Genomic DNA, 24,407 nt, shown 5'->3' on the forward strand with positions numbered 1-24,407 from the left:
GTTTTTAATAATGGCTATTTCTGGATTAGTAGGTTCACTCTCTGCCATATTTCTATATGCCTTACAGGATGTTACCCTCTTTCGAGATACACATATTGGGGTTATATACATGTTACCTTTTGCGGGTATGTTAATTGTATGGTGGTATCAACGATATGGTGGAAATGCACAAAAAGGAAATAACCTTTTATTGGAAGAATATTACTATCCTACGCCATCGGGGGTTCCATTGAAAATGGCTCCTATGGTCATTCTGACGACATTGATTACCCATCTTTTTGGCGGATCGGCCGGACGCGAGGGAACAGCCGTGCAATATGGTGGTACAGTCGCGGTTCAATTCAATAAATTTGTTCCGCTCGGGAAACAGGAAAAACGTATTCTTCTATTATGTGGGATAGCTGCTGGATTTGCGTCACTTTTCGGAACGCCGTTGGCGGGTGCTATTTTCGCTATCGAAGTGGTTCAATTAGGCAAAATACGTTGGCGAGGTGTAAGTGCTATACTGGCTACATCATTACTTTCGAATTGGATATGCGGCTTGTATGGTGATTTGCACACGCATTATCCCCCCATTGGTGAAGTTCCCAACTGGTCTTTTTCTATTGTTGCTTATTTGTTTCTCGCAGGGATCTTATTTGGACTGACATCCATCTTGTTTCGTTATACAGGTGATGTATGTAGTATAGGATTCCAGAAAATAAAGCAACCGCTACTTCGTCCTTTCATTGGTGGTATATTAGTTATTTTAGCAGTCTACCTATTGCAAACAACCAAGCACATAGGCCTCGGTATCCCAACGATTATCGATGCTTTTCAACAACCACTTCCTCCAACAGATTTCCTGATCAAAATAGGACTAACAGCATTAACATTGAGTGCTGGTTTTAAGGGAGGAGAAGTCACACCATTGTTTTTCATCGGGGCTACCTTAGGTAACGCACTAGCACCTTTCATCCCCCTTCCTCTGGCACTCCTGGCCGCTACCGGTTTCGTCTCCGTATTTGCAGGCTGCACCAAAACACCTCTTGCCTGTACAGTAATGGCGATGGAATTATTTGGCTGGCAATACGGCGTATTTTTCCTGACAACCTGTTTAATCAGTTTTGTAATCTCTGGGAAGAAAGGTATTTATAGTTCGCAGCGAATGAAAAACTTCAAGCTTTTTTAAGTTTACAATGCCTTATACAACTCCAGATACAAATCTATTGCTTTTCTTTTATCTGCGGTCAGATGAAAATCAAGACTCTCTGTCAAATAGGTGTAGTAATCGAAATCCTCATATATCGGTAACCCAGGGATAACACCCTCTGGGTGCGCTACCCCTTCGGCTAGCGCGTTGTTGAATGCTTCTTTGAAATCATCAGGCAATCTTTTGTTCGCAACCCATACGGCGAATGCAAAAGGCAAACCTGTCATTTCTTTCCAATAATACCCCATATCATAGGCAAACGGTACATTGCTTTTTTTACCAAACGTACGATCGCCAATCAACACATGAGCATCTGCTTGTCCTTCTGTTAGCACCTGTATATCTTTTTTCCAATAGTGCTTCAACAGAATTTGGGCTAAACCATTGGAAGTTCTGGACTGCTTATCCAACAGCAGCGTTTCAATTTCATTGATTGGCTTTTCTGAAAAGATAAAAACGGAATCTACTGCACCATTACTACCGATACAGTAATCACCGACAATTTGATAATCAGATAGTTTAGCTAAAGCAGCAATAGGAATAATTCCCATATCCACCTCATTTTCAATCACCTTTCGCGCACATTCACTTGGATAGTCCACCGATAGATCTATCACATTTATCACGTCTGAGTTTCTTATACCGTTCAAAAATGGGAGGGTATTCGTATAAGAAACAGCAGATACCGCTATTTTCCTCATTATATGTTTTCTAGATGTTTAACATTATAATGGTCTACGATCGTAAAATGACGACCATTATATTCCAATACATACAGCGCAGTATTGGTATGCGGAAAGTCATCCATGAGGTATACAGGTACTCCTGTCAAATGACAGAGCATGATGCGCATAGCCCTACCGTGCATACATACCAACACCCTTTCTTCGTTATGCTGCTGCAGCATGTAGGATATCGCTTGTTGCTGGCGAGCGACAAGCTGGTTCGGGGACTCTCCTTGCTCAATGCTTAAATCCAAGTTTCCATCCCGCCAGGAACTCACCACTTCCTCAAAACCTGTTATAATGGTTTCATCCTGCTCCTTCCCTTCATAAATCCCCCAAGAAATTTCGTCCAAGCCACTTAGTTCTTCACTAGGTATACCTTGTTTTAGAAAAAGTCGAACAGTTTGTTTGGTTCGTAACAAGGTAGAGGTGTATATTTTATCAAAGGGCACATGATGAAAAGCTTCATAAAAAGCCTGTGCTTGTTTATGTCCCATTTCATTAAGTGGAGAATCTACACCTCTCCCCTGAACTATTCCCTTTAAATTTAAATCTGTTTGTCCGTGTCGGATAAAATAAAATGTCTTTCTCAATGTCTAACTGTTATTCTATTACGGGTAACGAATAATAATTTGGTTTGTTCGTATCGTCAAAAACCACGTCTTTATAATCCGTAACCACTTTATAAAGCGTGTCTCGTTCAATGGGATGTCTGTCCACCTGTTTGATAAGCTCGACAAGTTGACGTGTACTCATTGCCGGATGTTGTTCTTCCGCACCGGCCATGGAGTAGATTTTGGTTGTATCGTCCAACGTACCGTCTATATCGTCTACACCGAATGCCAAAGAAAGTTGCGCCGTATCTCTGGAAATCATCGCCCAATAAGCTTTGATATGATCGAAATTATCCATATAAATCCGTGCAATAGCATAGTTTCGTAGGTCTTCCACAACCGATACTTCCGGAACGTGCGACATTTGATGACCTTGATTGCGAAATTTCAAAGGGATGAATGCTTGGAAACCTCCTGTTGTATCCTGCAATTGTCGCAGTCGCTCCATGTGATCTACACGGTGCCAAAATTCCTCGATATGCCCATACAATATGGTAGCGTTGGTACGCATTCCTAAGCTGTGCGCTTGTTCGTGAATATCCAACCATTGCTCGGCCGTACACTTATCGCCAGCGATTTTCTCCCGGACTTCCGGATGAAAGATCTCCGCACCACCTCCCGGCATAGAGTCAAGGCCACATTCCTGCAAATATTTCAGGCCATCGTAATGGTTCATTTTTGCTTTCCTGAATATGTAGTAATATTCTACTGGTGTAAGTCCTTTGATATGTAAATCAGGACGATGTGATTTGCATTGACGAAAAAAGTCCGCGTAGAAATCTAAGTTCTGTTTAGGTACTACTCCTCCTGTAATGTGTACCTCGGTAACCGGTTCATCATCATACTTGCGTACAATGTCCATCATACCGGCTACGTCCATCTCCCACCCTTGCTCTCGCTCTTTAATCAGACGAGAGTAAGCACAGAACTTACAGTCGTACACACATACGTTAGTGGGTTCGATATGAAAATTTCTGTTGAAGTATGTATAGTCACCATGTTTCTTCTCACGAATATAGTTAGCCAATGCACCTAAGTAGCCTAACTCCCCGCGTTCATATAGTATAACACCCTCGTCAAAACTCACCCGCTCACCATGAAGCACTTTCTGGGCGATATGCCTTAATTCGATATCTAAATTTTTGTCTTGAATTAAAAAGTCAAGTTTCTCCGTTGCGTTCATTTCTGCCTCCTAAACAAATTTATGTTCTTTTTTTAGAAAAAAGAACGAAAAAATCGTCGCTTCGGATATTTGAGATAGTGGATAGTACTAAGGATGAGTTTCTACAAACCTCAAACATCCAGATGCGACCTTTAATGTCAATTAGAGGTAGTACAATTATATCATCCCATCCCACTGGCATTCCTCCAAAGCGAAAGAGATGCGATGAATAATAGATTGCCATTCCTCGGTGTAAAATGACCTTGCGTTTTTTCGCGTCCATCTTTATGCAGGCTATTCCGTTAAAAACAGAATGTTGCTTGAGCGATAGCGAGTTCCATTCTGTTTAGGAATATACAAATAAAGATAGCGAAAACATGCTCAGTCTTGATTTTTTTGCTTCGTTTTTTTATCAAGAAAAAAATGAAGAAGAAGACTAATCAATAAACTGCTGCATATCAATCAACCGTTTATATAACCCGTCTTTCACGATTAAATCATGATGGTTACCTTGCTCCACTACCTGTCCGTTTTCAATCACGACGATATTATCTGCACTCTGAATCGTACTCAGGCGATGGGCAATAACCACCGTTGTTCTATTCTCCATCAATTTATACAGGGAATCCTGTACCAGTTTTTCGGATTCTGTATCCAAGGCCGAGGTTGCTTCGTCCAACAACATGATCGGCGGATTTCGCAATACCGCCCGGGCAATACATATACGTTGTCGCTGACCACCGGATAATTTCGCGCCACGGTCACCGATATTTGTCTCATAGCCATGTTCCGTTTTCAAGATAAAGTCGTGTGCGTTCGCAATACGCGCTGCACGCTCCACCTCTTCCATCGTTGCGCTCGGTTGGGCAAAAGCAATGTTATTAAATATCGTATCGTTGAACAATACTGTTTCCTGATTAACCGTACCAATCAATGTCCGCAGGGATTGTTGTTGAAGATCACGTACATCTATACCATCTACTAAAATCGCTCCTCCGGTCACGTCCATAAACCGTGGAATCAAATCGACCAAGGTGGATTTCCCCCCTCCCGATGGTCCGACTAATGCTACAGTCTTCCCTTTTGGAATGGCAATATTGATATCTTTCAGCACCTGTTTTTCACCATACGCAAAATTCACATCTTTAAATTCGATCGCACGATTAAAACCATTTACCGGCTTCGCGTCCAGCTTGTCCGTCACTATACTATGTTCATCGATAAGTTCCAACACACGTTCCCCTGCAGCAATACCGTTATGGATACTAGAAAATGCATCTGTTAAAGCTTTTGCCGGGCGCATTACCTGCGAGAAAATAGCAATATAAGTAATGAATTCAGAGGCCGCTAGCTCTCCCTCCCCGGCTAAAACTAAGTTCCCTCCATAGAGCAAAATGACCGCCACCATTACCACGCCCAATAATTCAGAGACAGGCGAACTCATCTGTTGCCTACGCACCATCCTCCGCATGATCTTCGAATAACGCTCACTTTCACCATTAAAACGGTCTTTTACGAATGGAATAGCATTAAAGGCTTTGATAATTTTGACGCCAGAAAGTGCCTCATCCAAATAAGAAATCATATTCGCATACGATTGTTGTCCTTCACGTGCTTGTTGCCTCAATTTTTTCACGATCAAGGATATAAAAAATGCGGAAACAGGAATAACGGCAAGCGAAAACAAAGTCAGTTTGGTAGAAAGTGCAAAAAGCACAACCACATATGCAATCAGCTGCAACGGCTCTTTAAAGGCCACTTGTAAGGTTGATGTTACGGAAAACTGCACCACCTGTACATCTGATGCAATTTTGGATATCACATCTCCTTTTCTACTATTCGTAAAATATCCTAGGTGGAGGTCCATTACATTATTAAAAACTGCCTTACGCAAATTTAAAAGCGTATGTATCCGCAAATTTTCCATCACTCGTTGTGATAGGTAACGAAATAAGTTACTGATAAACACCGATGCCACGATGACAATACAGACGTATTTTAGGGCTTCATACGGCCCGATATCATAGTATAATTTGTCCGCTAAATACATAAACCAATCTCCCATATTATAGCCCTCCGGCCTAGTGAGGGTATCTGTAGCATCGACATCTACGTCGCCCGTCCCTTTGAACAAGACCTGCAATAAAGGGGCTAATAAAGCAAGATTAAGTGTGCCGAAAACTACCGTAATAATCGTACAGATAATATAGGGAACAGCGTATTTCCCGATAGGTTTTGCAAAAGATAACAGTCTAAAGTATGTCTTCATGTACTATATTGAGACTACAAAAGTAACAAACAAAAGCATTTTACCTAATCTAAAAGCGTCAACATCATCCTATTGTTGCACTCATTTGATATTTTACCATTAAATACGGTTTTTTATTGCATATAATCTGTAATTTAGGCGCTAAATTTCAAAATTATCAATATGCATATAAAGGTTGCCCAAAGGTTGCAACATACGGAGGAATACTACTTTTCGAAGAAGTTGCGGGAAATCGACGAGATGAATAAGCGTGGGGCACAGGTGATTAACTTAGGTATCGGAAGTCCCGATTTGCCACCCCATCCCTCGGTAATCGAGGTTTTGGAGCGGGAAGCCGCTAAGGATAATACGCATGGATACCCGGGGAATTACAGAGGAATACCGACCTTGCGCCAGGCCATGGCAGACTGGTATGCCCGCTATTATCAGGTAGCATTGAATCCGGCAACGGAAATACTCCCGTTGATCGGCTCCAAAGAGGGAATCATGCATATTTGCATGACCTACCTGCAGGAAGGGGATGAGGCATTGGTGCCCAATCCAGGATACCCGGCCTACACCAGTGCCGTTCGCATAGCAGGAGCTACCGTTGTGCCTTATGAATTAACAGAAGAGCGCGGCTGGCTGCCAGATTTGGATGCTTTGGAACTAAGGGACTTATCTAAAGTAAAAATGATGTGGATCAATTATCCGCACATGCCGACCGGAGCCCTGGCAAATAAAGATTTCTTTGAAGCGATTATCGCTTTTGGTAAGAAGCACAATATCCTGATCTGTCATGACAATCCGTATAGCTTTATCCTGAATGAACATCCGATGAGTATTTTTGCGGCTGCAGATGCTAAGGAAGTAGCTATCGAATTAAATTCGCTGAGCAAATCATCCAATATGGCGGGATGGCGTATTGGCATGTTGATAGCGGACGAAAACCGTATCAACGAGATTTTACGTTTTAAAAGCAATATGGATTCGGGCATGTTTCTTCCCTTACAATCGGCTGCTGCAACGGCGCTTCGATTAGATTCATCCTGGTATACCGAACTCAATACAGTATATGCAAAAAGACGGGAAAAGGTTTTCCATATTATGGATATCTTGGAATGCGACTATGACCGTTCTCAGGTCGGACTTTTCGTTTGGGCGAAAGTTCCCGACAAATATCCGGACGGATACGCATTAAGCGATGATATACTACATCAAGCGCATGTATTTATTACACCAGGTGGGATATTTGGCGACGCTGGCAAACGATATATCCGCATCAGCTTATGCGCAACAGAGGCAGTATTGGAAAACGCTATCAAGCGAATAGAGACAGAATTAAAATTCGTATAAAAAATCAAAAATGAATATAACTATTGTCGGGGTTGGACTAATTGGGGGTTCTATTGGCATCCGGCTGAAAGAAACCCAGTTTGGAAAAAAGATAATCGGTGTAGAAAAAAACGAAGCTAATGCAAAAAAGGCATTACAATTAGGGCTTGTTGATGAAATCCAGTCATTGGATGAAGCAATTGCATCCAGCCGAATTATTATCTTAACTGTACCTGTAGATGCGATCATGAACATGCTACCAGCTATTTTGGATAAGGTGACGGATCAAGTTGTCATTGATATGGGTTCTACCAAGGCAAATATTTTAAATTTGATAGCGGATCACCCTAACCGGGGACGTTATATCGCAGCGCACCCTATGACAGGTACGGAATATTCAGGGCCGGAAGCGGCAGTTCCTAATCTGTATAAAGGCAAGGTAATGGTCTATGTCGAAGCATTCAAAACAGATGAAGATGCTTTCGAGCTAGCGGATGCTCTGACAGATCAGTTAGAAATGAAAACAACATTCATGACCGCAGAGGAGCACGATATGCATACCGCTTATGTATCGCACATTTCCCACCTCACTTCCTTTGCTTTAGCACTGACTGTTTTAGAAAAAGAAAAATCACAGGGTCGTATTTTTGAACTCGCAGGCTCTGGATTCGAATCCACGGTTCGCCTGGCAAAATCGTCTCCCGACATGTGGACGCCCATCTTTAAACAGAATCGCGCCAATGTATTAGAAGTATTGGAAGAACACATTAAGCAGTTACAAAATCTATATACGAAATTAGATAAAGAGGACTACGAAGGGTTGAATAAGCTCATCAAGAAGTCCAATAAGATAAAAAGAATCATCAAATAATTTCACCCATAAACTTGCAAAACACACAACAATAGTATACTTTTGTTGCATTATTAATAAAAATGACTTATTTGTTCACACGTCACGTCCATTTCCATCATCGCCATTTTGGCGATATGTAATGTAATGTGTTTCTACGTGAAGCAAAACCCCGAGTTATCTTTCTTGTATATTAATAATAGTAAACATTAAAAATCCTACATTTTGAAGAATCTTAAAATCGCTATCCAAAAATCGGGTAGATTAAATGAAAAATCAGTCCAATTGCTTAAAAACTGTGGTCTTGATTTTGAAAATTATAAAAGCTCCCTTATTACCACGGTAAATAATTTCAACCTGGAAATATTGTTCCTTCGTGACGATGATATTCCCGGATATGTTGCCCAAGGCATTGCTGATTTAGGTATTGTTGGCGAAAATGTTATTGATGAATCCCAGGAAAAAGTCACCTATTTAGAAAGGTTGGGCTTTGGACGCTGCACCTTAAAGATCGGAATTCCAAAAGATTCGGATATACAACAACTTCAGGACCTACAGGGTAAAGCGATCGCGACCACCTATCCTAACATCCTCCAGGAATTTTTGGCGGAGCATAACCTATCAGCTGAGATACAACAAATTTCGGGTTCTGTGGAGATAGCTCCTGGCTTAGGGTTGAGTGATGCGATCTGCGATATTGTTTCTACGGGTGGCACATTAAAAAGTAACGGACTTAAACCCTTTGCCGATGTACGTCGTTCTGAAGCCATTCTTATCGGTCGCGAAGGATTGACAGAAAATCCTATATTATGTGAACTATTACAGCGTGTACGGTCTGTATTGCGTGCGAAAGAAACAAAATATGTGGTATTAAATGTGGAAAAAAGCAATTTGCCAAAAATAACATCGCTCTTGCCCGGTGTTAAAAGCCCAACAGTTGTACCATTAGCAGAAGAGGGTTGGGTTGCTGTCCACACTGTTATTCCTGAAGATGATTTCTGGGACAAAATCAATAAATTGAAAGCCGCAGGCGCACAAGGTATTGTGGTCATGCCTATCGAAAAAATAATACTATAATGTTAAAACAGTATTCCTTTCAAAGTTTAACCGCTGCAGATATTGAACAATTGGTTGCGCGTAACACCGACGCTACGCATGCCATTCAAGACGCTGTATCGCAGATTATAAACGACGTTCGCCAACGTGGCGATCAATCTCTCCAAGAGCTGGCTTTAAAATTCGACAAAGTGGCATTAAAGCGGCTTTATTTAGAAAAAGAAGATATTGCAACATTGGCTACCACGATCACACGTGACCAACAGCGTGCGTTGGAGATAGCCTTTCAAAACATCCATAAATTCCATAGTAGCCAACTCCGTAGAGAACGCGTCGTGGAAACCATGCCTGGCGTAGAATGTTGGCGTGAGGCACGTCCCATCGAAAAAGTGGGCCTATATATCCCTGGTGGTTCCGCGGTTTTGCCTAGCACCTTGCTGATGCTCGGTATTCCGGCGCGTATTGCAGGATGCAAAGAAATTGTCGTCTGTTCGCCACCACAACAGACTGGAAAAATAAACGGGTTTGTGGCGTACTGCCTTCAGCTCCTGAAAATTGATAAAATATACCTCGTGGGCGGGGCACAGGCAGTTGCCGCGATGGCTTATGGTACCGAAAGCGTGCCTAAAGTGGACAAGATATTTGGCCCTGGCAATCAGTTTGTGACGAAAGCAAAGAGCATGATCCAGAGTATAACAAATGTTAGTATAGACATGCCCGCGGGTCCCTCGGAGGTTTTGGTTATCGCTGATCATACCGCCCAGCCGGCTTTTGTTGCAGCAGATTTACTAGCACAGGCAGAACACGGGCCGGACAGTCAAGCGGTTCTTATAACCACGTCTGCGGATATTATCCAGCGGGTTAATATCGAGCTTAAAAAGCAGCTGGACGTATTACCTCGTGCGGAAATAGCACATATGGCCCTTAAAAATTCGTACGCCGTTGCGGTAAACGATTTACAGGAAGCACTCGATTTCTCCAATCAATATGCACCTGAACATTTAATTTTGGAAACGGACGAATGGAAAAGTTTGCTTCCACGTATTATCAATGCAGGTTCGGTGTTTTTAGGCCATCTTACCCCAGAAAGTGCGGGTGATTACGCATCAGGGACCAACCATACGCTACCTACATCGGGCTATGCTCGTTCTTATTCTGGTGTATCGGTCGATTCCTTTGTCAAGAAAATCACGTTTCAGCATATCTCCCGCGAAGGATTGAACCATATTGGTTCTACCGTGGAGACATTAGCGGAGCTGGAAGGATTGCACGCACATAAGAATGCTGTAAGTATCCGAAAATAGCACACGCAATTCTTATCGGTTTTCCTATCTTTGCTGCACATTTATCAAACAAAAGAGAAGAAAGTTTTGTTCTATCTCTGTTGGGTAAATACTTAAACAAACGAACAGCTTATTATGGCAGATAATAAAAAACACATTATCGTTGTAGGTGGTGGATTTGCAGGTATAAATTTCATCAAATCTTTAGGAAAAAATCCTGCCTACAAAGTGACCCTGGTAGATATCAATAATTACAATTTCTTTCCTCCGTTAATTTATCAAGCAGCGACTGCATTCATCGAAGCATCAAATATCAGTATGCCTTTCCGTAAAATGTTTAAAAGACATAACGGCTTTGCTTTTCATCTCGGAAAGTTATTGAATATCCTTCCGGAGAGCAATGTTGTCGAAACAGATACGGGTAACCTAACATACGACTACCTGATATTAGCGACAGGAACGGAAACTAACTTTTTCGGCATGGAGAATGTGAAGAAAAAAGCGTTTCCGATGAAGAATATCACCGATGCTTTAGCTATTCGCAATAAGCTGTTACTAAACTTGGAAGATTACATTCAACGAAAAGATGACCCGAACCGTGAGACTTATCTAAACATTGTTGTTGCAGGCGGCGGTCCTTCTGGCGTAGAAGTATCGGGCATGATTGCAGAACTTAGTGAACGTATCGTAAAAAAAGAATATCCGGAATTAGCGGGATTAAAACCGAATATCCACTTGGTAGACGCAGCGCCAGCTCTATTAGGTCCTATGAGCAGCGTTGCTCAAAGAGAAGCACAGGAAGTTTTAGAAAAACTCGGTGTGGACATTACGTTGAATACTGCTGTTAAAGATTATGTAGATGATACCGTGATCCTGGCCAATGGTGCGGAAATAAAAACAAAAACATTAATTTGGACATCTGGTGTCATCGCCCGGGAGTTACCAGGACTACCTGCCGAAAAATTTGGAAGAGGGCGCCGTGTACTGGTCGATCAATTCAACGCCGTGCAGGGCTATAACAACATTTTTGCTATTGGCGACCTCTGCTTTCAGGATACGGATCCCAACTTCCCAAATGGTCATCCGCAACTCGCTCAAGTAGCGATGCAACAGGGTGTACGATTAGCAAAGAATATTATTGCGAAAGATCAAGGACAATCGTTAAAACCGTTCTCCTACATAGACAAAGGAAGTATGGCTATTATTGCCCGATATCATGCCGTGGCCGACCTGCCAAAATTTTCTTTTACAGGATTCTTTGCATGGCTTACTTGGCTGCTTATCCACCTCTTCCCTATTGCAGGCTTCCGAAATAGGTGGAAATTGTTGGGCAATTGGGTATGGTCTTTCTATTCTGCGAACTCAGGCCTTCGTTTAATTGTACGCAGTGAACGGAAACGGGATAATAATGAAGTGAGAACGAATATACACGGCTAATTTGATTTCTTAACATACATCAATAGATGTTATAAACACTTATAGTAATTTTGTTTTATCAAAAAAATAGAAATAAAATGAAAAAGTTAACGTTATTTTTTACCTTCCTATTCGTCTCGATAGGATTGTTTGCGCAGACAACTTGGACGGCAGATCCGTATCATTCTAAATTAGGTTTTACCGTGACTCATTTGGGTATTGCTGATGTTCCGGGGCATTTTGGCTCATACGACGTTTCTATCGTTTCAGCTAAAGAAGACTTTAGTGATGCGGTTATCGAATTGACAGTGCAGACAAATTCGATCGACACCAGAGTTGAACCACGGGACAATCATTTAAAAAGTGCAGATTTTTTTGATGTCGAAAAATATCCTACCATGACATTCAAAAGCACTTCTATCAAGAAAGCAGGAAAAGATACTTTTACCCTACAAGGTAACCTCACTTTATTAGGTATTACCAAACCGGTTACCATGACGATGAAACATCGTGGAACGACTCAAAATCCAAATGCTGACGGTGCTCCTGTAGCAGGTATTCAAATCACTGGACAAATCAAACGCTCTGATTTTGGCTTAGGTGCTGGCTTTCCTGCACCTATGATCAGTGACGAAGTACATATCAAAGCTGATGGCGAATTTGGTCATAAAAAAGACTAAAAATAACGCTCATAAAGAATAAGAAGCTCAACAATAGTTGGGCTTTTTTAATTGGACATACTAATGTATGCCGGACAAGCATTCTCTCTAGAATCATATTATTACCGACAAACTGTCTGCCACCGTTAAATCTGGATGAAATTTAGTAAATTCGGACTATACAAAATGATAACTATAACCTTTGTTTATGAATACACGTCCTAAAATACCTTTAATTACGGTTGCCATTTTTATCTGTACATTCTGTTTATCTGACGCCTTTGCCCAAAAGGTACACCTTGGGGTAAACCAAAGTTTATCCAGTTTCCGACAACGCGAGTTTAGCCCTGAAGGAAATTATCTCTTAACCCTTGATGATAAAAAGACAGCCATCTACAATATCCGAAAAAGACAATATGTCAACTTTATAGATGTTCCTGAGAAAAGCTATATCATTCCTCGGGACGAACAATCCTTCTATCTTGCTCATCATATGGAGGCGGGATACTCTACACCTGTTGATTACCTATATATAACGCAGTATAATTTTCGCGACACCCAACCGCAGAGAACCGACTCTATATCCCTCGCCCCATTTGCCGAGATTGCCAAAGAAATCTATTACAACTCCACGTTTCGGATAGCATCGCCCCAGATCTGGCACCACAATATCGAAACAAAGCAGCTCTGCTTTATTGTGATGATCACAGAGAAAGAAACAGTTGCAGAAAGACAATACCTTGCTACTGTAGATTTAGACTCCTATACTTTAACGCTAAAAAACCTAGGAGTGCATCATCATGTAAACAGCATATCAACCGATGGACGACACATATTCGTGGCAACACCATCAGATATCCTCAAGTACACCCCACAGACCGATAGCTTATCCTATATCCTCCCTATCCAAGATAAAAAAGACGCCTATGCGACTATAAAAACAATGAACAACAAGTTGCATATCCTGAGCAATAGATATACGCTCTATGACTATATTGAGGACAAAGTAATAGAAACCAAAAGCATCACGCCGTATTTCTATGAAATGCCAGATGGCAGCTATTCGATAAGTAGCAATGAAAATTTCATAGTCACCAAAGATGACCAGGTCTATCTGATTGACAATAGCAAACAAGAAAGATCTGATTATAATACTTACAATATCATCCAGATCAACGATCATTTACGACGTCCATTTAACAGAATAGGTGGCCTTTCATCATTTCCTGGAAAACACATCAGCTATAATGGCTCCTTAAATCTATTAGCCTTCAATCATGATATTTTGGATATAGATCATGGGTACCTATTCTCCATGATTGATACTTTACAGCAAAGAATAGAGGTCATAGAGTTTACGGACAAACCTGGAAATATGTTGATCGGGAGATACAACGAGTTATTTGAAGTCGACTTAGCTACCCAACAAATACGATATACCCCTACAATCAACTTTCCTACTTATCTATCAAACCTTCTCTTTGGTAAAGAAAAAAATACGGATTATGACTTTAAGGATACCACATTATATTATTACAATAGTGATCTTGGAAACTATGAATATCCTGTTGTAAAATATAGAGATAAGTTCCATCGCGTTTACAATATGCACGACCAGCCAACCCATCTTGTCAATGACAGTCTATTTTATTGGTTTGCTTCGTATCAAAATAGTATCCCTTTAAACAATGGTAACATAGAACTGTCCGAAAACCAATATACACTATACGTCAGTAAAAACAACCAGATCAAGAAGATTGATCTCAGAGTCAATCTGACCAACTATTACGAAAATGACACAAGCCCTTTTATGGTATTTGACCATTCGAGGTTCATCGCAGATAAAAAGCTCCTGGTTATCTTCTTTAATGCGGCTAATTACGGAAACCCCATACAACACTGGATAGATCTCGAAAAAGGAAAAATCATCAACACGACCAAATATAAGCTACTGACCTTTAAAAGTGACAATTCAGTTTACCTTACCGAAGACGGGTTCTTTTCCAGTAGTCATGAGAAAGTCGACATACCCTTTGACAATTTCTTGCTGTCAGGACTACTACACGAAACAAATAAATCATACACCCATATCCGGAACAATACCTACGCATTTGCCAGTATATACAGAGACAGTGTTTATATTGTGGATTTTTCTGATAAAACCCGGCTCTCTATCCCTATTAAGGAAGGTGTCCGCAAAATCATTAAAGATCCGCATTCACCTAATCTCTTTATCCTGAACAAAATGGATCAATTGATCATATGGAATACGGAAACGCTGACGAACCCAATACATATAAACATTTTGTGTAAGTCCCGTTTTGATATGTCCAAAAGCGAAACGGTCATTGAACATCCAGAGACACTCTTGCTATCATCCGACAACTTGTATGCGGCAACGGGTAGCTACAAATCTGCCCTTTATTGGAACGCCGATTTCAACCCTGACTTCAACTATATAGACACTCACTACAATCGTCCGGATATCGTACTTCAGGACTTAGGTTATAGTGATCCGGATTTTTTAACACACATCGAGCAAATAATCGACAAAAGAATAGCGCGAAATAAACAAACTACTCCGATCACACATGATATCAGATTTGACTATGCTAAAACCTCAAAACTATTGATCACCCCCGAACAGAAATTTGTCCTAAATGCATCTTTTGATGAACCTCTACAAAATGTGAAAGGTTATACCATATATGTCAATGGGGTTAAGTTAAAATCTGTCGAAAACCTCCAAAGCAATGTTGTGATCGATAGCATTGAGCTATACAACGAAATCAACAAGATCAGTATTGTTCTAATTGATGAGAACGGAAATGAAACTACTGGGGACCACCAATATATCAAAGGATATCAAAAATCAAAAACAGATATTTACACTGTTGCAATAGGAATATCAAAATACCAAGACAGCACGTATAATTTGACATATGCGCGCAAAGATGCTGAAGATATTAGTTCGACCTCAAAGTTACTATACACTTACGACAACCAATACAACCTACAGATACATGACAGCGAAGCGACGTTGGAGAACATCCTATCCAAGACAAAAGAGTTTCTTCGCGATATAAAACCGACAGATCAAGTCTTTATCTATTTTGCCGGGCATGGGTTACTCGATGAGGAGAAAAACCTTTACTTGGCACCTCATGACATGAAATTCGACAAACCTATAGACAAGGGTTTGTTAATAGACAACTATCTAAAAGTGTTAGAAGATGTTCCATCGTTGTACAAATTACTGATCATGGATGCTTGCCATACCGGTTTGGATGACGATTATATCACACCTGTGTATTACGAATATAATGAAGAGGAAGATCTAAAAATCATTAAACGCGGTTCGATCGCCCAATCAATGGATAAAAATAAGCCTCAATTAATAGACTTCGCATTCGAAACACTAAACCAAGGGAATGGCATCGACATTATTGCCGCCTCTAGTGCAAGCGAGTATGCCATCGAATCAGCTAGTGCCAACAATGGTATATTCACCTATAATTTTATCAATAGTTTGCTGAACATAAACAACGACCTCGATCAAAACAACTATTTGGACGTGTACGAGATCATTAAAGACGCTTCTTTGAATACTTTGAAGATGACCCAGGGGCAACAGAGACCCATGTTGAGACAGGCTAACCAAGATTTCAAGAACTATCTGATTGAGATTAAAGACACCCGAGAAGGGAAGATATTCGAAGCGGCAAAAGGATTCGATGATATCAATTATCTACAAGCGGCGATAAAAGATGGGTTTGATCTGAACAAAAAACAATCTGGACTAACCTTATTGATGTACGCTGCGAGACAAAATAACCTTCAAGCGATCAACATATTGCTTCGCAACAATGTAGATATAGAAGAAGCTTGGCATTTCGATAGACAACCGGCTATCTACTTTGCGGCCTATAATGATCACACTGCGGCAACTGAAACCTTGTTGAATGCCTACAAACAGCGACAGATTCGTATCAAATTATCACGAAACGGTCTGGACAATATTCAAAAAAAATCAAAGAAATGCTATGAAATGATACGTGCGGACGTTGATATTGTGGATTGAGAAATCAAGTCGATATGAAATTTAAAACGAATATTATGAATAAATTAATAATAGTTGTATTTGTGGTATTTGCTTTTTGGGCTATCGGAAATACAGGTTCAGAAAAACCGGTGGGCAAACAGATAAAAGTACTACAAATAAATGCATGGCATGGCGCGACTGCTGTACCCGGCGGCTTTAAAGGACTACTAGGAATTATCGAGCAAATAGACCCGGATATTATACTCCTCTGCGAAACAAAGCATAACAATATCAATGTTGTCACTAAGTTAGTAGATACCCTAAAAATATTAGGCAAGATATATTATGGAGAAACGAGCAATGGAAGCGCAAGTTTAATGTCGAAGTATCCAATAGAAAGTGCAAACGCGTGCTGTGCATCAGAGGTTCAAGGACCAATGGCGAAAGCTTACATATCCATTGAAGGTCACACATTGGCCGTTTATTCGGCACATTTAGATTATAAACATTATGAATGTTATCTTCCCCGCGGATACAGCGGCGTCAGTTGGAAGAAAATCGCCTCTCCTATTGATAATGCCGACTCGATTTTAAAAGCCAATAGGCTCTCAGAAAGGGATGAATCGATAAGCGCTTTTGTGAAAGATGCTAAGGTTGAAATTGAAAAAGGAAACCTAGTTTTGTTGGGAGGTGATTTTAATGAACCATCTCACATGGATTGGCAGGCAGACACTAAAGATATTCGGGATCACAATGGTCTGGTTATTCATTGGGATTGTTCCGTTATGCTGTCTGAGATGGGCATGATTGATTCGTATCGACAAAAATTTCCTGATGCAGTCAAATATCCTGGATTTACGTTTCCATCTGCAAACAATGCAGTACCGGTCGACAAGCTCACCTGGGCTCCAGAAGCGGACGAAAGAGATCGCATAGATTTTATATATTATTATCCTAACTCGGCGTGGTCGTTGAGTAACGTGTCCATCGTAGGGCCGGAGGAAACCATAGTAAGAGGAAAGGTAAAGGAAAGGGACTCGGAAGATTCTTTTATCGTACCGACAGGTATTTGGCCAACGGACCATAAAGCTAATTTGGCAACATTTATGATTGAGAGGAGTATGACGTCAAAAAAGTAATAAGATGGTGGCGTTTCTATACGCTATATTCGGGATAGGATGTGCCTCTTAAGGTCATGGAAGATAATCGCTATCCGGTTCACTTCCTGTTCGGAGAACCTTCGCTATCTGTTCGGACTCTATTCGGACTCTGTTCGCCAATTTACCGTATATTTACCGTGTCACCAACGTGTAATTACCGTGCGCGGCTCGGTAACTACACGGTAAAATACCTTAAAAAACACGGTCAATGGGCGAAGAAAGTATAAAGGAAGAGCGAAGCAGATATGTGTAATAGTATAGCTTAGCTAATCATAAATGTAATCGCCAACTACCGGCAAATAGGTTCCGTCTTCATTCATATATTTCCATTTACCGCCTTCCGAAATAAGAACCGGAAATAGATCCTGAGGCTTACTACCTCGAAAAAGTGCATCGCTAATCTTAATACCATCATACACTGCAGGAAGAATAATCGCACCCGTGCGGTCCGCAATCCCCCACTTATCACCCTGTTGCAACAAAAAATATGCTTGGTCAAATGTACCACGAATGAAGCTATATTCGATCGGGATCACAATCTCCCGCGTACGGACATTTCCCAGCCCCATATTCCAATTGTTGTTTTTTGTATTGAACAAGAGTACAAATTCGTTCATGATTATCTCGTGCGGCAACAGTGCCCCCAGATTTTCCGTATCCTGCATGGGAAATATAAAATTACCGGTGGTGTCGACATACCCCGCACGCATCTGTCTATAATACTCTCCTGTATAATTGGCCACTAATCCGATACCGGAAGCAGAAAACGGGTCGGCTTTGGCAAATGTAGGCTCTAAAATAACGTTGCCCTGTTCGTTAATATATCCTACCCCCTGTTCGCCTTCTATAATGGCCATTTTATTGATAAAGCGATGGAGTATCGGGTATCTACGTGGGGCAGTTTGTTCGCCGGTGTCATCATACCTATCCCGATAGGTGAAATTACTTATATCATACGTATCCGACAACTCCTCCAATAGCAGTATATCATAGAGCTTTCCCGTTTTTGAATCATCTGATACCAAGATCACTTTGTCCGAACCTACATCGTAAACCGCTTTGTACGGCAGATTATATACTGTACGGTATTTGCCATGATACAAAGCGAAAGTGCCGTCCCCGGTATACTGCATGAGGTATGTGTCATCCGTAACAGGATAGATTTGTTTTAAATCTTCATCGATCAGTCGGCTGCCTGTAAAATCATAAAGATGAATAAGTTGGCTATCGTAGTCGCCGTCTTTGGCTATGATGAGTCCACATAGACTATCCAGAACCTCTACATCACGATATTGGATAGGTATAATTTCGCGTTGATGAGTGCGATCATAGATACCTGTCAGTTCGTCGCGCTTTACTTTAATAAACGATGAGGGAAAAGACCGGTCCATAGAAATGGCTTGGTATTCGCCTGGAATAATCGGCTCTCCATTGTGATCAAAGAGGTTAAAAACGCCCTGCTTTTCTGCACGGATGTAAGGTAGGTCTTCCCGACCATCGAATGCGTAATCTGCTCTTTCCACCTCGTAGAATTGTGGTGATATTGTCTTTCCGGAATCTGCAAAATATAATCCATATAAAGCATTTGTATGGAACTTAAATACATTAATCCCGTTACTTCCCGAGGAGTAAAACGTCTCGGACAAATGAGCTATCTGACCATTTTCTACCTCAAAAAGTACTTCGTGTTTTTTATTTAATAGATAGGATATGTTGTTTTTGCGACCTACAAAATAATCATCGTATATCATCAGCTCATCGTATTCATTGGGGATGATGACGTTACCGCCAAGATCAATGACACCGGTCTTACGCTGTTTGGTTGTGAGCAGATAATCGCCTCGGTAACCCAGGTAATAATTGGCATTCGGTCTTGTAATCTTATCATAGTCGAAAGGCACAACTAGTGCCCCATCCTGTCCGTATGCACCATATTTACCTTCCTTCGCGATTATGAGCATCCCCATCAAAACCTCTCCCTCTAAGAACTCTTCCTGAGTGCGTATGTTTACCGTGACCGCATGACCGTCTTTAGAAAACGAGGTGACCCAGTTGTCGCCCCGCATACCATGATGGATATGATCGTACTGAAACGGTATCAGGACATTCTCCTGCCAGTCGATAATACCCCACTTGCCGCCTTTTTGCGTATATACGTACCGCTGTGGAATGGTACAGCCACCGCAGTAATCAAATTTGTCGTAGGCACCGCTGACTATTTTCTGTTGGGTTTTATGGTATAAATACCACTTACCGTCTTGCATGACATCGAAATACTCACCATCCAGATAGCCGATATCCTCAAAAAACGGTAGTACGGTATTGTCTGGCAGATACATGCTTATCTTATTATCTTTCTTGAGCTTCCAGAATTGTTGGAATTTGATGTCGACTTCGTCATAAGCCGCCATAAGCAACACCTCTCCGGTCGGGGATAATACGCCACATCCACTATCAGCATGGTACTTCAGCACATTTTTAGGCAACCCTCTTCCGTTTTTTTGCTCCTCCTCGTACGCCTTTATGGCAACAGGATCGTTTACGATGACACCATTAGTCTCGGAGATTATCAATTTTTCTCCCTTGCGGTTGATGTATACGATCTGATTATTTTCCTGTATCCGCGCCAGGCCACCGTCAAACGGTTGTAGGATCGTATTTGTACTTTCCTGTGAGGTCGTGTACACCACCTGCCCACTAGCAACAGATATACTTAGTCCGAGCAATAGACAGGTTATTTGAAAAGCGTGCATACTAATAGTGTTTCTGTTTAGATTTAACAGTTGATTTTTGTCCGTTACTGTCTACAAAATAATACCACTCGCCATCTTGAACAAGAAGAGGCCATGTCTTATCGATACCGTAGCTGTTTCTACGTATGTCGTCATACATGGGTTCTATCAGCACTTTGCCCAAGCTATCGACCAAGCCGTACTTTTCGTTTTTGGCTACAATCCTATTAGGATAGTCGAAAACCGACTCCACGTAGTTATAAACCGCAGGCAGTACCTGTGTCCCGTCTCGACGGATCAGTCCGAACAGCTCTCCTTTGCGTACCTGTAACAGTTCCGAGTTACCGCTTGTCGCCGTCACTTCATCGTATTCAAAAGGCAGTATAGCGTTTCCTTTTAGATCAACGACTCCATATAGATATCTGTTTCGTGAACGGCCTTCCTCATTCGCCACTTTTTGAGCTGCTAATGCCACGCCTTCGTAAAAATCATCGACCTGATCGATGTCCTCGAAGCGTTTTTCTATCCCCTTTTCGTCGATAAAAAGGTTACCTTCATCAGCATACACCTTCTTGAGGCCATGGTAAAACTCGCCGTTTCGGAGATCTTTAACGTGCGGAAACCGAATAAGGTGGTAAGATCCCAACCTGCTCCATTGCGGGTTATCATACACTTTTTTTCCATTCAGATCTGTGAGGCGGTACGTATCGTCCCTCAATTGTTGCATCAAAAATCGATTGTTGATCAGTTCGAAGTCTACCACGTCGGAAGGGAGCGGAATAGGTTTTTCCTGCTTGATATCGTAGACGTACAACTCATACGTATAATCCGGAAGCGTTTTTCGGATTTTTATCCATTCGCTCGTTAATATCGTGATGGTCTGCTGGGCCGGTTGGATCACGGTCTTCTTTAATTTAAGATCGAATAATCCTATATCAAAACCCGTGATATCTGCCTGTGTTGTCCGGGATAGTGGAATAAACCTACCGTAAATGCCATGCTCATATTCTACTGCACTGGCGGAAAACTGATAAGACAGGTCGTGTTCATAGTGTGGGGGTACCATCTCCGCCCCCTTTTCATCCAACATTCCGAACTTACCATTTCGCGTCACTTCAAAAAATGTGCTGCCCATGTAATATACTGGCCGTACCGCCTGATATTTATCTGGGGCGATGAAGATCTTTCCTTGCCAATCTGCTACGCTTACCGATTGCCCTTTCTTTATCTCGATGACGTAAGGCTGCTGTTCCATCTCGACCTCGTGTTGCAAGCGCGCTTTAAGCTTCTCGTCCTGATTGTGACTCGGCTTTGGTGCCGTCATCGAGATTACGGGCGCCGAATAGGACTTACTATGGCCTGCCGCCGATAAAAAGCTAATTTCATCGTATTCAAAACCGATTACGGCTTTTCCCTTGGTATCTATTACGCCATATTTACCGTTTTTCTTTGCCGTAGCCAGTCCTCGTATGAAATCGTTTATAATCTCGAACTCCGGAGCAGCCACAACTTGTTGTTCCGCCGGATCGAGTATCCCATATCGGTCGTTTTCTTTAAAAATCAACTGATCCGAATCTGCTATCGATTTATAGTCCGAATGTCCGTAGGATATTAATTTGCCCGATGTATTGAATAAAAAAGACTTCTTTTCTTTAATCCCTTCAAATAGCGTGTTCTTGCCGTTTGGAAGAAAACGCATGAATCCTTCGTATTCTACCGGGACAATCAGCTCGCCGCTATTAAGCGCCAGTCCTGCAAGCTCGCCATTCCTAACTTCCACATACTCGTCGTTAAAAAAATCACTCACGTATTCGTAGACTGGTTGCTGCATTGTGGTGCCGTCCAGGGCAGATACCCAGCCCCAAAGATTATCTTCAGCAATGGCGATCACATTTTTATTGATAGGCTCTGCGTCCTGATACTGGAGCGGTACGACAATATCGCCGTTTTCATTCGCGGCTCCTACCTTACCATTCTTTTTTAAAATGATGAATTTATATTTGTAAGGAATGCCTTCATACCATTGCCCGTCGTACTCGGCATGCAGCTTGATGTTGTCGTATTCGAAAGGAACGATGAGGTTTCCATCTTCTTTCAATACGCCGTACGCCCCGTCTTTAATGACCACAAATAGATCTGCAGCATGCTCTTCTACTTTATCTATCGTATGTCCAGAAAAAGGATGAACATAATATTCCCGGCCTTGTTTTTTTATTTTTACCAAGGGAGACAGATAATCGCCGAATGCTACAGAGCTTACCACTTGTGGTTCTTGAGAAAACCCCAAGCAAACGGATAAAAATAGAATTATAGATAACAGATGTTTCATCTTATAGTATTTTTGTTCAAAAATAGCCTATTATCCCAAAACATGCTATACCTGAATTCCAGTAGTTTTGAAGCGGTATGTTAGAAATACCGGAAAAAGGGGATTGTATTGGTTCACAAGTATCTGTACTTTTGAGGGTAATGCAAAAGCTCAATATCAAAAACAACAGCGCACTGGCAGCACCAGTCATACTGAGTGCGCTATTTACGTATAGTCTCACGAATTACCTCTTTTTGGAATCTTTAGGATACCACGGTTTACTTTTTACTGCTGGTTCGCTGGTTTGTGTGTACCAGATCGGTTTTTTCCTCTGCACTTTCATAATTCGTATCATATTCAAAAAACGAATTGTTAATAGGTCGTTATTTCACGTCTTAATACTTATTATATTACCTTCTTTTTTCGGCCTTACCGTCCAAGCACAGGAAAAAAAAGTCTCGTGGGATGATTATATATATACTACAGCATGGGGATACCTCTACTCCGATGCTAGTGAGCGCTCACAGCGTTTGGGGGTATTTGCAACCCATGCAGCCATTATCGTACTTGATTCTACGACTTCATACTATCACGTAATGGTTTCAAACGGCGATATCGGCTTTATCGAACGGCAACCACTGGTCGGTCGGCTATTCGCCAGTAAATACTACGGCGAACCTTCTGAATATTTTTACCGTGGCAAAGAGGGCTTTCAGTCTCCACATCGGTATGTACAGGTTGCGGAGCTGCGTGTGCGAAGCGGACCATCGACCGAATGCAACGTAGTGGGCAAGGTCGCTATTAACGAAATGGCATTCTTCGATTACTGGCCATTATATGAAGATGGATGGGTATATTTTGGTGACACACGACACCGGGAACCGAAATATATACAGGCCAAATATCTGGGTGTAGAGCTTAAATATGAGGATGTATGGCAAGCTTACAAGTCTGTAGAAGGCAAAGATTTACAACGGGAGCTGATCTTCGTAGGACGGCTTCGGGAGATTGCATGGAAAAATAACCATAAGCATTTACCACAAACGCTGCGCTTGTATGAAGAGGTGTATCATCGGGCAGGACAAAAAAATCCTCGGATCGATATAGAACAGGAATTACTGCTGGCCGAACAGATTGGGTTGAAACCTGATCATAGCACATACCTCCAGGAATGGATCAGGTTAGACGCGCACTATAGGATTCGTGGGACAATATTGCATGACGGAAGAATATCGGATCGACAGGCGCAGCAGATTGGCCTTAAATATGCGAAGAGTATCCCGGACGCCCCCGAGTGCGGATGGGAGCCATTACATTTTTACCTAGACAAAGACGTTGTCTTAGCTTTTGAGACATACAATGAAGAGAAGATAGCAGGAAGCGTTTTTAGCCTAGCTCTTACAAAGGATAACGCGTGGATAGTGGGAAAAGAAATCATTGATGGCACGTACGCTGAAAATGATTTTATCCGAAAATTCGGGCGTTTCATTGATGTAGATAGAGTATTTGCACCTCATGTTTATCGCATCATGTTGGGAGACGCAGGCTTTTATCAGATTACCTTCGAAAATGGTCGTCCGATTTTATTCCAATGCTTTTTTTACTGCTGATCGATTCGCTAAAAA

Annotated in this window: 16 protein-coding genes; 10 read left to right on the forward strand and 6 right to left on the reverse strand. The window is 41.6% G+C overall.

Annotated elements, in window-relative coordinates:
- Positions 1-10: 10 nt before the first annotated feature.
- On the forward strand, positions 11-1,171 hold the full coding sequence (locus EWE74_RS04415) for a chloride channel protein (protein WP_165384637.1): 1,161 nt from the start codon (positions 11-13) through the stop codon (positions 1,169-1,171).
- A 2-nt stretch (positions 1,172-1,173) separates the two neighbouring features.
- On the opposite strand, the gene EWE74_RS04420 is transcribed toward EWE74_RS04415, so the two are convergent.
- The 4 genes from EWE74_RS04420 to EWE74_RS04435 all read right to left on the reverse strand — a co-directional run bounded on the left by EWE74_RS04420 (position 1,174) and on the right by EWE74_RS04435 (position 5,962).
- On the reverse strand, positions 1,174-1,893 hold the full coding sequence (locus EWE74_RS04420; RefSeq protein ID WP_130140296.1) for a menaquinone biosynthetic enzyme MqnA/MqnD family protein: 720 nt from the start codon (positions 1,891-1,893) through the stop codon (positions 1,174-1,176).
- Entirely contained in the window at positions 1,893-2,510 is a 618-nt protein-coding gene (locus EWE74_RS04425; RefSeq protein ID WP_130140297.1) for a histidine phosphatase family protein, read from the reverse strand. The genes EWE74_RS04420 and EWE74_RS04425 overlap by 1 nt, the downstream gene beginning before the upstream one ends.
- Before the next feature lie 10 nt (positions 2,511-2,520).
- Positions 2,521-3,714, reverse strand: a complete 1,194-nt coding sequence (locus tag EWE74_RS04430) for a radical SAM protein (RefSeq protein WP_130140298.1) — start codon at positions 3,712-3,714, stop codon at positions 2,521-2,523.
- 415 nt (positions 3,715-4,129) lie between these two features.
- Positions 4,130-5,962 carry an ABC transporter ATP-binding protein gene (locus tag EWE74_RS04435; RefSeq protein ID WP_130140299.1) on the reverse strand — a complete coding sequence of 611 codons (1,833 nt, stop codon included), beginning with the start codon at positions 5,960-5,962 and terminating at the stop codon, positions 4,130-4,132.
- Positions 5,963-6,124: 162 nt separating this feature from the next.
- On the opposite strand from EWE74_RS04435, the gene EWE74_RS04440 reads away from it, so the two are divergent.
- From EWE74_RS04440 to EWE74_RS04475, 8 genes are all read left to right on the forward strand, one after another.
- On the forward strand, positions 6,125-7,297 hold the full coding sequence (locus EWE74_RS04440; RefSeq protein WP_130140300.1) for a pyridoxal phosphate-dependent aminotransferase: 1,173 nt from the start codon (positions 6,125-6,127) through the stop codon (positions 7,295-7,297).
- 10 nt (positions 7,298-7,307) lie between these two features.
- On the forward strand, positions 7,308-8,147 hold the full coding sequence (locus EWE74_RS04445; protein ID WP_130140301.1) for a prephenate dehydrogenase: 840 nt from the start codon (positions 7,308-7,310) through the stop codon (positions 8,145-8,147).
- Positions 8,148-8,351: 204 nt separating this feature from the next.
- Positions 8,352-9,203 (forward strand): ATP phosphoribosyltransferase, encoded by an 852-nt coding sequence (gene hisG, locus EWE74_RS04450; protein WP_130140302.1) that lies wholly within the window; start codon positions 8,352-8,354, stop codon positions 9,201-9,203.
- A complete protein-coding gene (gene hisD / locus EWE74_RS04455; RefSeq protein WP_130140303.1) occupies positions 9,203-10,486 on the forward strand; it encodes a histidinol dehydrogenase in 1,284 nt (427 codons plus the stop codon). The genes hisG and hisD overlap by 1 nt, the downstream gene beginning before the upstream one ends.
- Positions 10,487-10,600: 114 nt before the next feature.
- Complete coding sequence (locus tag EWE74_RS04460; protein ID WP_130140304.1) at positions 10,601-11,902, forward strand: NAD(P)/FAD-dependent oxidoreductase; 1,302 nt, start codon at positions 10,601-10,603, stop codon at positions 11,900-11,902.
- A 77-nt stretch (positions 11,903-11,979) separates the two neighbouring features.
- Entirely contained in the window at positions 11,980-12,561 is a 582-nt protein-coding gene (locus EWE74_RS04465; protein ID WP_130140305.1) for a YceI family protein, read from the forward strand.
- A gap of 187 nt (positions 12,562-12,748) precedes the next feature.
- Positions 12,749-16,621, forward strand: coding sequence for a caspase family protein (locus tag EWE74_RS04470; RefSeq protein ID WP_130140306.1), 3,873 nt, complete (start codon positions 12,749-12,751; stop codon positions 16,619-16,621).
- A gap of 35 nt (positions 16,622-16,656) precedes the next feature.
- Positions 16,657-17,721, forward strand: a complete 1,065-nt coding sequence (locus EWE74_RS04475; protein WP_165384638.1) for an endonuclease/exonuclease/phosphatase family protein — start codon at positions 16,657-16,659, stop codon at positions 17,719-17,721.
- Positions 17,722-18,008: 287 nt separating this feature from the next.
- Here the strand turns inward: EWE74_RS04475 and EWE74_RS04480 are convergent, their stop codons facing one another.
- Positions 18,009-20,495 (reverse strand): WG repeat-containing protein, encoded by a 2,487-nt coding sequence (locus EWE74_RS04480; protein ID WP_130140307.1) that lies wholly within the window; start codon positions 20,493-20,495, stop codon positions 18,009-18,011.
- 1 nt (position 20,496) lies between these two features.
- Positions 20,497-22,803 carry a WG repeat-containing protein gene (locus tag EWE74_RS04485; RefSeq protein WP_130140308.1) on the reverse strand — a complete coding sequence of 769 codons (2,307 nt, stop codon included), beginning with the start codon at positions 22,801-22,803 and terminating at the stop codon, positions 20,497-20,499.
- Between the two features lie 140 nt (positions 22,804-22,943).
- Here EWE74_RS04485 and EWE74_RS04490 point away from each other — a divergent pair, with 140 nt between their 5' ends.
- Complete coding sequence (locus EWE74_RS04490) at positions 22,944-24,392, forward strand: SH3 domain-containing protein (RefSeq protein ID WP_130140309.1); 1,449 nt, start codon at positions 22,944-22,946, stop codon at positions 24,390-24,392.
- Positions 24,393-24,407 lie beyond the last annotated feature (15 nt).

Origin of the sequence: Sphingobacterium corticibacterium, from assembly GCF_004208525.1 — a bacterium.
In the GTDB taxonomy this organism is placed as follows: Bacteria; Bacteroidota; Bacteroidia; order Sphingobacteriales; family Sphingobacteriaceae; genus Sphingobacterium; species Sphingobacterium corticibacterium.